The following is a 15,248-nucleotide window of genomic DNA, read 5'->3' on the forward strand; positions in this document are numbered from 1 at the left end:
AGAGAAACCAACAGAGCTAGCGCTCAATCTATTATACATCACACAGTGAATATTGACCTATCGGTATTATGTTCGATTCGCCGTTCACCTCTTGAAGCGACATATCACTTTCTTAATAAGCGAACTAAGAGAAAGTGAATTGGGAGGGGTAGTTCACTCGAGATGATTGGACAAAACAGATGGATATATGATACCGATACGAAAACTATAGAACAAACTGGAATCCACAATCTGTAACACTTTTACTCGGTCACACCGTGATAATAATAAACATGGATGTGCGAGTCCGCGGAGCAGCCCCAGCGGAACCGTTTCTTGGCGCAGCGGAACTCTTTGAAACAGAGTATGATCTTAACAGCCCAGTGTACGTTGATGTGCGCGAAAACCCAGATGAGCGGACCTGGGCGGCTCATTACGAAGACCGCCATGTATTGAATATCTCACAGAAGGCAGCAACAAGTGCGATGGCCCGCGAATTAGTGGTTCATGAACTAGCACATATGGCTCGGAACGAGGAAGGACATGTCTCACATCACCTAGCAACTGAAGAGGCACTGTATCTTGCTCTTGCCGGTGAGTCAATCGAACGACATAAGATCGCACATTGCTATCAGATTGCGAATCACATGAAGGATATCTATGCTGATGATATCACACTTGCAGTGACCGCACCAACGAAGCTTATTGACTTTCTTGAGTCTGAGTTAGCGCGAGCAGTTGCTTCAGCATCTGCACCAGCGCTATCGCCACGGTCAAACTCACGACGTGTCACTGTCGATGCAGACCCAGAGATTACCGCTGTTAATGCAGCATTTGCGCTTGCGCTTGTTGAGCGTCATGATCTTATCAGCGCCGATCACCGGTTATACGATCTTGCCCACGCAGCAGCGGATGATGCTCCGACGATTGATATGAAAGCATTCACGCAACATTTCCGATCACTTGAGGCAAATCCAACGACCAGTGAATATCGAAGTGCACTCGTGGATGCAACTCGGGCGTATGCTCTGGGTGAGTCTGGACTCGGCAAATCTAAAACTGCTGATGAGGAACAAAAGTGCGGACAAAGAATCGATTCAAACAAAACACTGACACCACAGTCACAGTCCCAGTCGCGGTCTCAATCTCAGTTCCAATTCGGTCCGGCTTCTGATTAAGCACGCATAATATAACCATCGCTCCACCAGCGCCGGGAACTATTCAATGTGTGATCCTGCGAAGATCGTGTGTCGACAAGGGCAAGCGAACGCGCAGAATTTGGAATTGAAATAAAGGAAGATTACCGAGCCGCCTCGGCGACGCGTTCTGACTCTTCTTTCTGCCCGACAGCATATGACTGGACATCATAGTTTGCTGCACCAATAATCACCTGTGCAAGCGAATCAGCAGCACTTTGCGCTGATTTATATGACCCACGTTGGGTGCCATCTGCAATAAACTTCAGAGCTTGATCAACCCGACGCTGAGGAGCAACATCAACAGCCTGTGGGACTGATATACCACCATACTTCAGACGAACGGTCTCTTCACGTGGAGCTGCATTCTCAACACCGCGAACAAGGACTTGTACAGGATTTTCCTCAGTCCGGCTATGAATGGTGTCAAATGCATCTTCAACGATATTCATCGTCTTTTGTTTATGACCGGTGTTGTCCTCAGTCTGCATCAATCGGTTAATAAGCCGCTCGACAACACTAATTTTTGATTTCTCAAACTGTTTTGCAGCATGTCGACCCATCGTATGTGCAATCGGAGTCACCGTAATATATCGCTGTGTTGAGGGGTCTTCATACTCAATTTCAGAGACGTCCCACTCACCGAATAATTTTGCATTAGCGCTTGCAGTATCGGTATCAGTGGTTGTTTCTGCTGATTCACTTTCATCTACGGCGACATCAACGTCGTTATCACCGTTGTTATGAGCATCATCATCAATGTCGGGGTCAGTATCGGATTCAGACATCTTATCGCACCGGTTTCTCTGCGTTCCCGCGGACCAATTCGATAAGCGAGACGCCATTTACCTTTTCAACTTTATAATTGACACCAGAAAGGTCACCCATCGCTCGACCCTTTGCACCACCAATACCAGCAATTGTGACCTCATCATGTTCATCAATAAACGAAATCGCTCCATCACCTGGGCAGAATGCAGTCACTTGCTTACCGTTTTTAATCAATTGAACCCGAACACACTTTCGGATTGCTGAATTTGGTTGTTTTGCCTCAATTCCGACCTTCTCAAGAACAATGCCACGACCTTGTGGCGCTCCTTCAAGTGGATCAGATTTTGCACCAAGACCGCGCTCACGACGCGCATACTCTGAGTCAGACCATCGCCGCTGCTGCCGGTCTTGTTTAAGTTTCCGCGCAGCATACTTGCCGTTTGCCATAGTGTCGTTAAATACCCGATGAAGATACTTAAGTATCCCTTTTCAGAGATAACGAAACGGACACAGCGACGGGCATTACACCCTGAACGGTTTTATGAAGCTGTCTCGGGTATTCTGAGTCGAGTAAGTTATGGAAAATACAAGAGTGAAACCTCGCTCTTCAGGGTGAGGAAGATGTCATTATCCGTCCCAAAATTGACAAACGTGATACCACACAGAGCTGGGAAAATTCACTTGCATTCCCATTAGATCAGATTAGATTATGTGAGTTGGATATCATCAATCTCATAATGCCGACGTACCAGTTTTCGTGCGGTGTGAATATTTTTCCCATCTGCACCAATTGCAATACCACGATCTGGGTCCGGAATCTCAACATATGCAACACACTCACCACCTTGTTCTGAAATCGTCACATGACGAACGGCTGCGGGTGCCAATGCGTTTTCAACGAATGCGCGTGCTGTTTCAGCATCCTCGACAAGTTCAACGGTCGTTCCGATATCATCTTCAACTGCACGGACATGTTTACCGCCCGGACCGATTGCTGTTCCCATCTCCCCAGCGGCGATAAGGAGAACAACCCGCTCATCAAAGAGTAAACAGTCGCGAACGGTTGCATCCGTTGCTGACTCAAAATATGCAATATACTGTCGTGCCTCATCAGAAAGTGTAATTCGCATTTATTATAGGGTGTGATTTAGATTTATATTTACTATATAATACTCGTGATGGACGATATGATTCCAAACCAGACTACGTGAAGCAGTTGAAATAAAACTACCGTATTTTAATTGTTATAGTGTATCTAATATTTGAACTATCACTCGTCAGTTCATCAATCGTCGGAGAGTTCTGGAGGTCCGCCTGAATTGGCACTACGACCGCTATCAGCATCAATCGAACCCATGCGGAGATCAACATCGCCGGTGCCGATGGCAACTGGCTTTCCAACAATCACATTCTCAATAACGCCTTCAAGATCGTCTTCCTCACCATGAACAGCTGCATCAAGAAGATGATTCACTGTAACCTCGAATGCCGCACGGGCAAGGACGGAGTCTTTCGATCCAGAGATACCATGTCGACCAATAGACTCAATCTCACCGCGGTTTGTCATGATATCTGCAACAAGCATCAGATGTCGAACGTTCACATCATCAAGTCCCTGTTCGCGGAGCGTCTCCATTGTTTCATTAATGATTGACTCACGGGCTGCTTCAATACCGAGATTGCGATGGACCTCGTGGATATTGTTACTCGTTGTGCGTGAGGCATCAACACCCTCGATTGGTAAGACGTCACCCAGAGCTGATCCTTCAGTATAAAGGACAAATTCCTCACCGTTTGTCCGTTCATTATCTTCTTTCCGAATAACAACTCGAGAGATATCCTCAAGACCCTTGAATACGATATCACGAAGCTCCTCGACAAGTTGGAGGAGTCGTCGATAGCTTGGTTCACTGGGACCGAATTCAATGAGCATTTTCTCTCGTCGTGTTGAGACACCAAGATTATTCTCGATTATATCTTGAACCTCTTCGGCAATAAGATCGGCATCACCGATAGTTGGCCAGCGCTCATTCAGTGTTTCCGCGTTCAGATCAACTTGCACAAGCATATCAGCAACATTCGTCGAGATATCACCTAATGCAAGGATTTTCGTCGCTTCCATCTGCCAGACTACCTCATGCGCACGCGGTCGTTCATTCGCGTATTCCTCTTCGAGATATACTGTCATCGTCGGTGTATCTGGTGTTTTTCTGGCATCGACGAGTTCGATAAGTCGTGGGAGTCCCTGCGTGACGTCAATCTCCGCAACACCAGCATAGTGGAACGTGTTCATTGTATTATGTGTCACAACTCCCTCACCAGTTGTGAACGTTTCAAGTCCACTTACCGAAAGATCATAGACATACTCATACTCTGGAGCAACAGTCTCAATAGAACTGATGCGTTCCCACGTTGCTGACCCAATGATTCCAGCAGATGTTATTGAGGTACTGTCTCTCTCAGCGTTCGCAGTTATATTTGTATTCGGTTCGACTGTACCGCCATCAGCAGCGACAGACTGCGATTGGAGGGGAACCGAGATAGAACCACTTGCGTGATCATATGAGCCGACTGTCGGGAGCACATCGCCCATAACAAGCGTTTCTCCTGCAACCGGGAGAACATCCCCATCGCGACGAGTAACAAATGAATGCGCTTTTGTCGCCCGGATTGACCGTCCTGACTCGAGTTCAATCAAGAGAATTTCATCTGGGCTTGCATGCCGACTTACAGCCTCGATGTGCTTCCATCTAATTTGCTCATCAGTGTCAAGACTTGGAACTTCAAGACCGTTTGGAGCAAGTGCAATCTCATGCCCATCAGTGATCCGAGTCTCTTGATTATCAGCAGTGAGGATGGTATCAACAAATGAACCAATCTCAGTCAGTTCTGTCTCACCATCACGACGAATCACAATCGATTCATCAGCTTCAATTGACATTTGTGTCCCAGGCTCTCCGATCGATTGGGCTGAAACCGTTCCGACCGGGTCATGAGCGTCGACACGAGAATCTTCATACCGGGAGGCAATCGCCTGTGCAATGTCGTCGACCTTTTCCGTTGGAACCTCTCCACGTTCTTCGATTGTCTCATAAATGCGATGTTGGAGACTCTCCGGGAGGTTATAATCATCAACGATTGCAGCGATATCATCCGTTATATGCTCGTACTCAGAAGCATCAGTAATCGTTTCAGTCATCAGATTCCACCCCGAGATTCCGCGCCTTATCAAGCCCTGGACCGGCATATTCTGAAATGTTCGTTGGTCGTTCCTGCCGACCAAGGAACTGTGCTTTCTCCTCATCAGACTCAAACTCTGACTCAAGAATACGGTCCGCAACACTCTCGACATCGATTGGTGTGTCTTTGTTTGAAGAGACCTTCACTGGGGATGTTCCATCTTCACCGAACTCAAATTGAACGACATTACCGGATGTATCTCGAACTGTGCCATCATACTGTGCCTCTAACTCTGAAAGAGCATTAATGAGCCGTCGCTGGAGATATCCAGACTTTGATGTTCGAACAGCTGTATCGACAAGTCCTTCACGACCACCCATTGCATGGAAGAAAAACTCTCGCGGTGTCAATCCACCACGATAACTGTTTTCAACAAATCCATGCGCTTCTGCTGAGAGATCATCAGGCTGATAATGGCTGAGTGTTCGACCTTCATATCCACGATTGATTCGCTCGCCACGAACCGCCTGCTGACCAACACACCCAGCCATCTGTGTGAGGTTCAACATCGACCCACGAGCGCCAGATCGTGCCATCACGACAGCGGGATTGTCATCTTCAAAGTGATCCTCAGCGATTTCACCAGCAGAATCACGTGCCTTTCCAAGTTGCTGCATAATCTTCATTTCGAGCGTTTCATCAACCGTCCGTCCTGGGAGCGACTCGAGCTCACCATCTTCGTACACATCAATGAATTCATTGACTTGGTCATACGCACCTTCAATCGCCTCATCAACCTGCTCATTTGCGGCTGGTGGAATCGATTCATCATCAATGCCAATCGAGAAGCCAAAGTGCATGATTGCCCGCATTGCTAATGAGGCAACCTCATTGACAAACACACGAGCCCGCGTCTTCGAGTGAACTTTCGCAAGTGTATCCACAACCTCACCACCGAAAGCGCCAACAGCGTTTTCATCAATTGTGCCAGCGATAAGTTCACCATCAACAATCTCAACGGTATCACCTGCAGCAGAGGTGAACTCAAGATTCAGGTTATCCGGAAGTAGTTCACTGAACAGCTGTCGACCACTCCAATATGGGCTTCCATCTTCGGTTTGACCTGCAGCCGGTGGAAGGTTATCAATGCTTGTTGCTCGGAGAAGATCAAGCGCTTGGGTTTCACTAAATTGTGGGTTTCCGTTCGTGAGAAGATATGTTCCTGAAATATGATCCTGAATTGCTCCAATGATATTTTCACCGAATCGAGGGCTCAGGAGTTGTTCTTGCACACGCATCAATACCCGTGCCTCCGCACGCGACTCTTCAGTCTGCAATGCGTGCATATTCATCTCATCGCCATCGAAATCAGCATTATATGGCGGACACACAACCGTATTGAGTCGGAATGTCTTATATGGCATGACAACAACTTCATGTGCCATAATCGACATCCGATGGAGTGATGGCTGCCGATTGAAGATTACAATATCCCCATCAATGAGATGTCGGTTTACCTCCCAGCCAGCATCGATCTTTTCTGCAAGCTCTTCACAATTTTTCTCCGTGACTTTGAGTCGTCGTCCATCCGGTCGCTTGACATAATTTGCACCAGGATGTCCCTCCGGACCGTTTCGAACGTACTGTTGTGCACGATCAACATTCCGCGCTGTGACATTCATCGTTTGTGTCATTTCACGAGCAACACGCTCTGGGACACCGACCTCATTAAGTGAGAGTGTTGGATCCGGTGAAATAACTGTTCGCGCTGAGAAGTTCACTCGCTTTCCTGAGAGTGAGCCACGGAATCGACCTTCCTTTCCTTTCAGCCGCTGACTGAGTGTCTTGAGTGGTCGACCAGACCGATGTCGGGCAGGCGGTGTTCCCGAGATTTCATTATCGATGAACGTTGTCACATGGTACTGAAGCAGCTCCCACAGATCCTCAATAATAAGCTGTGGAGCACCTGCCTCACGATTTTCCATAAATCGCTGATTGATCCTGATAATATCAACAAGTTTGTGTGTTAAGTCATCTTCAGACCGCTGTCCATTGTCGAGTGTGATCGACGGTCGAGCTGTCACCGGTGGAACCGGAAGGACAGTCATGACCATCCATTCCGGACGAGCTCGGCTTGGATCGATACCGAGCGTTCTGATATCTTCATCTGGGATACTCTCAAACCAATCCCGAATGTCAGAGGCCATGAGCTTGTTCATATCCTCTTCTGTCAGGTCAATATCGAGTGCACTCTCGAGTTCCTTGCGATCTTCTCCAACCGGACGGAATTCCCCAGAGAGGATATTATTGATGCGCTCGACATTGATCCCTGTAGCGTCGGCCAGCGAATTCGGTGAGAGACCGCTGTCGCTATCATCGTCAGGATCCGGCTGCATCGCTGAAGCAATCTTTTCTGGATAATCTCCCGCAAGAACGTCCTGAACTTCATAGTATGTGGTTGGCTTTTCGTGTTTAATATCGTGTTGCGTCTCACCGCAACTTGGACAGACATTTGTCTTTCGTGCCTGTCGAACGGCTGATTTAAGCACATCTGTCCAATCCTCACCAAGCTCTTCATTTCGCTGGAGTCCTTCCCGAAACTCCTCGCGTTCGTTTTCGGTGAGCGCAAGATGCCCACAGCTACGACATGTTGAGCGAAGCAATCGGCGAATAAGCTTCGTAAATCCAACATGAATGACTGGAGCAGCTAGTTCGATATGTCCGAAATGACCATTGCAGGATCCTGAGTGCGACCCACAGGTCTTACACTCAAGTCCAGGATCAATGACACCAAGTCGAGGGTCCATTAATCCCATATCAATCGGGTAGCCGTCGTCATCGTAGGTGTCTGCAGTAATCACCTTTGTCGCGGACATGTCGCGATACGTTTCTGGGTCCATCAATCCGAACTGAATAGCGCCGATTTCTTTTGGAGTTTGCGTTGACATGATATATGTTGAATGTGTTCGTGTTTGCGTTTGTGTTCGTGTTTGCGTTCGTATATTATTGAGTCGGAAACTCGTTCGTTACGGTAGACGGTGTTTTGATTTGGATACGGTATTATACTGCATCTTGGAGATCAAGTCGCGGTCTGATGCCAAGAGCAATCATTTCATCTAAGAGTAGTTTGAATGCATAGCTAATCTCAATTTCATGAATATCATCTTCATCGCCTGTAACAGGATCGTATATCCGTCGTTGACCACGGTCCTCAACGGCAACCATTCCGGTATCCGCGGATACATAGACCTCTTCTTTATCTGATGAATCGAGAAGACGTTCCTGCAATACCATTGCTGCCCCATGACCAATCACTGTGTCACGTTCCATTTCACCAAGCCGAAGTCCACCTTCGCGAGCACGTCCTTCAGTTGGCTGGCGGGTAAGCACTTGTACTGGACCACGCGATCGCGCATGGAGCTTGTTACTTACCATATGATACAGCTTATGATAGAAGATTGTCCCAACGAAAATCTCCGCATCGATCTTCTCACCGGTAATGCCGGAATACATGACCTCTTTTCCGGAGGAATTAAATCCGTATTCCTCAAGTCCCTCTCGGAGGTCTTCTTCATCTTCTCCCTGGAAGGCTGTTCCATCGACACGACGTCCTTGAAGCGATCCGACCTTTCCGCCAAGCATCTCAAGAACGTGCCCAACTGTCATTCGCGAAGGGAGCGCATGTGGATTGAGGACGAGATCGGGAACAACGCCCTCTTCGGTGAACGGCATGTCCTCTTGTGGTGCAAGATGACCGACAACGCCCTTTTGTCCATGTCGTGATGCAAACTTATCACCTAACTCAGGAACGCGCTGATCGCGGACTGATACTTTTGCAAGTTTGGACCCATCTTCGCCTTCCATCAGTGTGACCGTGTCAACAACACCAGACTCACCAGAGCGCATCGTGACTGATGTCTCGCGTCGTTTTTGCGGAGAGAGTCCGCCCATGTCGTCGGGCTCTTCAAGAAACCGAGGTGGAGATGTCTTACCGAGAAGCACTGAGTTTTCATCAACACGCGTTTCAGGATTAACCAATCCATCCTCATCGAGGTGTGTATATGCATTCTCGCCGCGTGCGCCACGAACATCTTGGCTTGGAATCTCAAATCGGTCTTCTTGTCCACCAGGGTACCGTCGCTCCTCACCCTCATATGTTCTGAAGAAGTGCGAACGAGCCATCGCGCGGTCGACAGAACCTTGATTCATTACAAGCGCATCCTCAATATTGAATCCTTCATATGACATGACCGCAACCACGAAGTTCTGTGCTGCTGGTCGTTCGTCAAAGCCAATTTGTTCTGTTGTCTGGGTCTTCACCATTGACAACTGCGGATAATGTAAGAGATGCTGTCGTGTATCAGGGCGGATGCGGTAATTCGCAGCCGGGAGTCCGAGCGATTGTTTCATCATCCCTGCACCCATCGTAATCCGCGGCGAAGCATTGTGCTCGGGATATGGAATCATTCCAGCACCAATGCCGAAGATGAGCTGTGGGTCAATCTCAAGATGCGTGTGTGCTTCCTCTAATTCATTTTCATCAACGGCAACGTAGATGTCTTCTTCCTCCTCAGCGTCGATAAATTCAATATATCCGCGATTAACGAGATCTTCAAAGCTCAGATCGCCGCTTTTGACCGCATCGATCTCGTTATCGCCGAGACGCGGATTGCCATCTTCAACAACAATCAGTGGTCGTCGTGCACGACCAGCATCTGCGTTTATAATGACCTCGCGAGTCCGCTCTTTCACTGAGACATTGACCATGTCGCTAACTTCACCACGACGACGTGCTTCGCGAATATTGTCTGCAAGTGTCTCAGGACTTTCATGCGTTCCGACAAGACTACCGTTGACGTATACTTTTGCTTCTCGTTGTTTTGGGGTCTGAGCCATGAGTTATGATATTGTTGGATTTAGTTGTGGTATGTTTATTTTGAACGATACTTCGAGTGGACTGGGCTAGATGAGGCTGGATTAAATGATATCAACAGCAACTTAGGGACCTATACATGGTTGAGAGTAGATTTAATCTTGGTTTTGAGTTTTCAATCGCGTGCACGGGTGCAAGTGTCCTGCGTATTCATATATTATATGAAATTGAGATTGCTTCACGTCACGGATTCATTAATCATCCGCTGGACTCCGCGTATCCGTGTCATCGGTACTCGTGCTTGTATGGAAGATATCAACGCCCATTGAGGAAAGCTCTCGTTTCAGTGATTGCTCATCCTCAACATTCTGTGAGAGTTCCATCGCTTGTGCAAAGTTCTTCACGAGTCCACAGTTCGGTCCCTCAGGTGTTTCTGATGGACAAATGCGTCCCCACTGGGTGGCATGTAGATCACGTGCCTCAAAGTGGGGTTGACTTCGGGAAAGTGGACTTCGAAGTCGGCGGAGATGTGATAACACACCCATATAATCTGTCCGATCAACAAGCTGTGAAACACCAGACCGTCCGCCAACCCAGTTACCAGTTGCAATCGGATGTTCAAGCCGTTCAGTAAGAACATCTGATCGAACAACTGTACTAACCGTGAGCTGACGGTTTCGCATGTTTGCTCGCTCCAGCTGATACTTCACGTCACGAGCAAGCTTGTTCAATGCTGTCCGGAATAGATCTTTCATGAGGTCACCAGAAACCTTCAGTCGTTTATTCGCATAGTGATCTTTATCATCTGATTCACGACGGTCAAGTGCAAGTTCAAAACACGCCTCAGCCATTCGGCAAAGATAATATGCTTTGTTTATTCGGACAGCTTCTTCTTCAATGCCGTCTTCATGAAGATGTGGGAGGAGATAGCGATCAATGACGTAATTCGCTCGCTTTAATTGGTAGTTTTTACCTTGTCCACTTGCAACGCGTTTTCCAAGTGTTTCAATCGCCTCTTCCTCAGTTTGAACTGATGCCTCTTCGAGATTTTCCAGCATAAATTTCACAATCTCAGGATCATCAGAAACACGATGGACAATCTCCTCATCAGATTCAAGCCCAAGCGCACGGACAAGCGTCACAAACTCAACGCTGCCGGAAACGGATGGGAATGAGACCTCAAGTAATCCTTCGCGATTTCGCTCACATAGGACAAGCGCGCGGTATCCACGCCGCTGTGAGAACGTCTTTGCAACCTGGATTTCATCTCCATATTTGCTATCATACTCTGCAAGGATCTTATTTGGTGCGAGATCCTCAGAAGTCATCAATACACGTTCAGACCCATTGACAATGAAGTAACCACCCGGATCAACAGGGTCCTCACCGATATCAATGAGTTCCTCATCAGTCAGCCCAGCGATGTTGCATTTTGTTGACCCGACCATGATCGGCATCCGACCGACCTTCGTTTCGGTAGTGTCAACAACGACTTCTTGTTCTTCTTCGCCGCCACGGACAATTGACATTTCCATGAAGACCGGTGCGGCATAGGTAATATTCCGAAGTCGTGCTTCTTGTGGGAAGAGCAGTTCTTCGGACCCATCAGCCTCGCGGACGCGAGGCGTTTCAATCCGAACATCACCAAGTTCGACGAAAACTGGTTCTTCTCCTTCCTTATCACCGATATCGGTCTCAATGCGTTCTTTCTCGGTGACAACATCCTGCATTCCTCGTTCAAGGAAGTTATTGAACGAACGGAAGTGGTGTTCAGCAAGTCGATCCTCTGAAAAGTACTCTCGTGAGACAGTTCGGCGGTCTTCTCGATTCATTCAATCACCAATCGGTATGAAACGGCTCGGTCGGTTGTTCGTGAGTCGCGTACGATCTTGACAACATCGCCTGGTTCTGCATTATCTGGCAGTGCTGGGTCGCGGCGCTGTATCTTTGGAAGATCAGCACGGCGAATATCGTACTCTGTTAATATCGCCTCGATATCGTCTTCATCAACGAGTGTGTGTTCTGGAACGAGTGTATGTTGATTTACATCTACCATAGCTGAGTGGATTAATGAGTGTCACGTGGGGAAAGAAACTATCACGGGATACTACAGACTGATTCGGCAGGCATCCATTTAACCTTTGTTACCCTCGGTGATGGTTGCACTGCTCATCACAACGGACATGATTGAAAACCCGTGTTATTGTGTATAATCACTGAGTCATTAATATATGTTTGTATTATGCTATCTTCGTCAAATGTTGGCGTTATACTAAGCAGGCGACTAAGACTCCTCATCCGTGGACTGAACTGAGTGCTCAGACTGGGCTAGTGTCCCCGAGGGATCCGGATCCGGTTCAGTAACGGTCTCAATAAGCGCTGCTGGGTCAGTGTCAATTCCCTGTCGAGAAAAGAATGTGGCAACGTTTTTGCAGTCGCGGCGAAGGAACATCTCAGCGTTTGGATGATGAACTGTCACTGCTTGACCAAGATCAATGACAACAAGTTCACCATTGTGGATAATCATATTATATTCAGAAAGATCCCCGTGAATAAGCCCAGCACTGTAGAGTCGCTGCATATATTCCTGAACGACTTCATATGCGGTCTGTGGGTTTTCGATGTCTACCTCGGCGAGCCGGCGAGCACGCTCTTCAACGAGTCCAACAAGTTCCATGACAAGAACATTCCGCTCCACAGCAATTGGCTCAGGAACACGAACACCTGCCCGCATCGCCCGCCGGAGGTTAGCGAACTCTTTTTGAGTCCATGCAAGCACGATTGCTTTTTTATCCTGCCCGAGTCCGTCGAATCTGGGATCACCCTCAAGATAACTCCGCATTTGTTGAAAGTTTGATGCGTTAATCCGATATATTTTGACAGCAACATCAGCAGTGTCCGTTCCACGTGCCTCATAGACGTTTGCTTCTTTGCCTGTTGAGATTGGTCCGCCAAAAGCAGCGATATGATCGTCTTGCACGAGTTTATAAATTGCAGCGAATGTTGCATCGTCAAATACAGACTGCTCAACTTTGAATTGGTCTGCATCGGTGAGACGTTCGCGAAAGGTGCTAAATTCGCGGTCTCGACGGCGAGCAATACGGTCTGCCTCCGTATCGCTAACGTCAATTTCTGCCCATTCATTACCAGGAGTATCAACCACATCAGGGGCTACAAATCCTGAGTCTGAATCGGTCGTCTCAGCATTAATCTTGCTCATCTCTGCATCCGTACTCTCAATATCAGCCTCAGCCTCAGCCTCATCCTCATCCTCATCTTCAGCGTTATCTATATCACTGCGATGACCACTATTTTCATGATTATTGTCATGATCGTGGTCGGTCACCGGATACGACCCTCTTCACGAAGCTGATCCGCTTCAGATTTCTCATACCGCCATGTAATATCGCCTTTCTCATCTTGCCAGTCCCATGGTTCAACAAGCACTACGTCGTCCTCACGGATCCAGATTCGCTTTTGCATTCGACCGGGAATTCGAGCTGTCCGTTCATTGCCGTCAGCACAGCGAACGGTAACGCGATTCGCCCCAAGCATGTTGGTGACGACGGCGAATACCTCGTCGTCGTCAGGCATTCGGAGGTCATGACTCCCCCTATTTTCGTCGTCGCTCATATCCTGTAGTTTGGTACGGCTCGGTTTAAACTATGCGAGATTAGCAATTCCAGACAAATATCAATGTCTTGAATCGCTGTGTGAACTCGAGAATTGAGAATCAAACCACAGCAAAGTGAGACGCGATATCACAGCGGTTTTATTACTGGATGGCAAGGTCTGTTCCGCAACCAATGAGTGAAACGAACGAGTAAGGGGGGGATACGCCCAACAATCATAATATTAATATTGATTTTGTAGTCTGATATGCACTAATTGTCTCATGTAGAAACCATTCACCACTAGAGCAGACGGCAACACCATCTGTTCTTGCCGTTTTGCTACACAATTTGGACAGGTAAGCTCAATCTCTCAAATAAATGTTTGAGAAAGAGAACTTAGCGAGGGCTGTGAATGCCTTACAATGAATAGCTCTCTCCAAGTTGGAATACAATCAGAATTTGGAGGAACTTTCCTTGGAAGCCCCGCCTTCGGCGTTGCTGTTGTCGGGGGAGTTCACTTTCGCTCGTCGCGTACTTTTGCCCGACCAGGCTCAATGAGTGTATCAAGATATGCGGCAAGCGCTTCTTTTGCATCTGCAGGATGAAGATCACCAGATTCAAGATCTACTTCAAGCGAATCATATGTTTCATAACTGAGGTCTCCACCGTGCTTTTCTTGGCGCTCGATGACCACATCGTCGAATCGCGGGAATACGTGATATTCGAACAACTGGAGCACGGGATTATATCTTGACTCGCCCTCACTAGATGGGTCAGGAGTGGCGGTAGGTGGACAGTATGCGCTTTCAATCTTTTTTGTGAGTGTCGTTGTATCGTCCTCTATCGAAATTGAAACACCAGACGAGGAGGACATTTTACCAATGCCAGTCGTCAAATCTGCAATAAGTGGGGTATGAAGACACGCCGGAGCGTCTGCATCAATACTTGGAAGCGTATCACGAGCTAGCATGTGCACTTTCCGTTGTTCGGTTCCACCAATCGCGAGATCAACATCCAAATACACGATATCAAGCGCTTGCATCAATGGATAGACTGCATGTGCAACTGTTGCTGTCTCATCGCCTTTGATTGCTGCCATTGCTCGATTTGAGCGTGCAAGCGAGGTTTCGGCCTCAAGAGCATGAAGATCTAAGATGTATTCTTCATCAAATTGGAATGATGATCCTAAGATAAATTCAGTCTGATTTGAGTCGAGTCCATATGCAATAAACTGTTCACGCATCTGCGATGCAGTCTCTCGGATCTCTGCAAATGTTCCCTTCCCGTTGAGATAAGCATGAACATCCGCAAGAAGAACAATAATATCAAACCCAATTGATTGTAATTCAATAAGCTTGTTCGCTGTGAGCATATGTCCAACGTGGAGAACACCAGATGGTTCATATCCGACGTACGCGCGCCTATTCTCTGGCGATTCCGCAAGTGCGTGTATCTCTTCGTTTGTGACCACCTCAGCGGTATTTCGTGTAATTGACTCGTATGCGTCCGTATCCATACATATTCGGTGTTGTGATATCGATATATGCGTTCTGATGCCGATATTGATTATTAACCAGTATCACTGACGCATCTCGGGGTCGAGCATCAATGCACGTTCCCTCACATATCATTGGC

The 15,248-nt window shown here is 47.6% G+C and carries 12 protein-coding genes; 1 reads left to right on the plus strand and 11 read right to left on the minus strand.

Annotation, left to right across the window (positions count from 1 at the left end; genetic code table 11):
- The first annotated feature begins 272 nt into the window (after nt 1-272).
- Complete coding sequence (locus tag HQRW_RS13095) at nt 273-1,157, plus strand: DUF5781 family protein (protein ID WP_014556970.1); 885 nt, start codon at nt 273-275, stop codon at nt 1,155-1,157.
- 122 nt (nt 1,158-1,279) lie between these two features.
- Here HQRW_RS13095 and HQRW_RS13100 read toward each other — a convergent pair whose 3' ends face one another.
- From HQRW_RS13100 to HQRW_RS13150, 11 genes are all read right to left on the minus strand, one after another.
- Nucleotides 1,280-1,963, minus strand: a complete 684-nt coding sequence (locus HQRW_RS13100) for a 30S ribosomal protein S7 (protein WP_014556971.1) — start codon at nt 1,961-1,963, stop codon at nt 1,280-1,282.
- A gap of 1 nt (nt 1,964) precedes the next feature.
- On the minus strand, nt 1,965-2,393 hold the full coding sequence (locus HQRW_RS13105; RefSeq protein ID WP_011572585.1) for a 30S ribosomal protein S12: 429 nt from the start codon (nt 2,391-2,393) through the stop codon (nt 1,965-1,967).
- 260 nt (nt 2,394-2,653) lie between these two features.
- Nucleotides 2,654-3,076 carry a NusA-like transcription termination signal-binding factor gene (locus tag HQRW_RS13110; protein ID WP_011572586.1) on the minus strand — a complete coding sequence of 141 codons (423 nt, stop codon included), beginning with the start codon at nt 3,074-3,076 and terminating at the stop codon, nt 2,654-2,656.
- A 155-nt stretch (nt 3,077-3,231) separates the two neighbouring features.
- Nucleotides 3,232-5,250, minus strand: coding sequence for a DNA-directed RNA polymerase subunit A'' (gene rpoA2, locus HQRW_RS17055; protein ID WP_394324565.1), 2,019 nt, complete (start codon nt 5,248-5,250; stop codon nt 3,232-3,234).
- Nucleotides 5,138-8,074: a DNA-directed RNA polymerase subunit A' gene (locus HQRW_RS13120; RefSeq protein ID WP_014556973.1), complete on the minus strand. Its 2,937-nt coding sequence runs from the start codon at nt 8,072-8,074 to the stop codon at nt 5,138-5,140. The genes rpoA2 and HQRW_RS13120 overlap by 113 nt, the downstream gene beginning before the upstream one ends.
- A gap of 112 nt (nt 8,075-8,186) precedes the next feature.
- On the minus strand, nt 8,187-10,022 hold the full coding sequence (gene rpoB / locus HQRW_RS13125; RefSeq protein WP_014556974.1) for a DNA-directed RNA polymerase subunit B: 1,836 nt from the start codon (nt 10,020-10,022) through the stop codon (nt 8,187-8,189).
- A 231-nt stretch (nt 10,023-10,253) separates the two neighbouring features.
- Nucleotides 10,254-11,831: a DNA-directed RNA polymerase subunit B'' gene (locus HQRW_RS13130; RefSeq protein ID WP_014556975.1), complete on the minus strand. Its 1,578-nt coding sequence runs from the start codon at nt 11,829-11,831 to the stop codon at nt 10,254-10,256.
- Complete coding sequence (locus HQRW_RS13135; protein ID WP_011572591.1) at nt 11,828-12,055, minus strand: DNA-directed RNA polymerase subunit H; 228 nt, start codon at nt 12,053-12,055, stop codon at nt 11,828-11,830. The genes HQRW_RS13130 and HQRW_RS13135 overlap by 4 nt, the downstream gene beginning before the upstream one ends.
- A gap of 228 nt (nt 12,056-12,283) precedes the next feature.
- The gene (gene rio1, locus HQRW_RS13140) at nt 12,284-13,219 is read right to left on the minus strand and encodes a serine/threonine-protein kinase Rio1 (RefSeq protein ID WP_048067091.1); all 936 of its coding nucleotides are present in this window, start codon (nt 13,217-13,219) and stop codon (nt 12,284-12,286) included.
- Nucleotides 13,220-13,341: 122 nt separating this feature from the next.
- A complete protein-coding gene (gene eif1A, locus HQRW_RS13145) occupies nt 13,342-13,632 on the minus strand; it encodes a translation initiation factor eIF-1A (protein WP_011572593.1) in 291 nt (96 codons plus the stop codon).
- 495 nt (nt 13,633-14,127) lie between these two features.
- A complete protein-coding gene (locus HQRW_RS13150; RefSeq protein ID WP_014556977.1) occupies nt 14,128-15,129 on the minus strand; it encodes a tyrosine--tRNA ligase in 1,002 nt (333 codons plus the stop codon).
- Nucleotides 15,130-15,248 lie beyond the last annotated feature (119 nt).

The sequence above is a fragment of the Haloquadratum walsbyi C23 genome (genome assembly GCF_000237865.1).
GTDB classification, from domain to species: domain Archaea; phylum Halobacteriota; class Halobacteria; order Halobacteriales; family Haloferacaceae; genus Haloquadratum; species Haloquadratum walsbyi.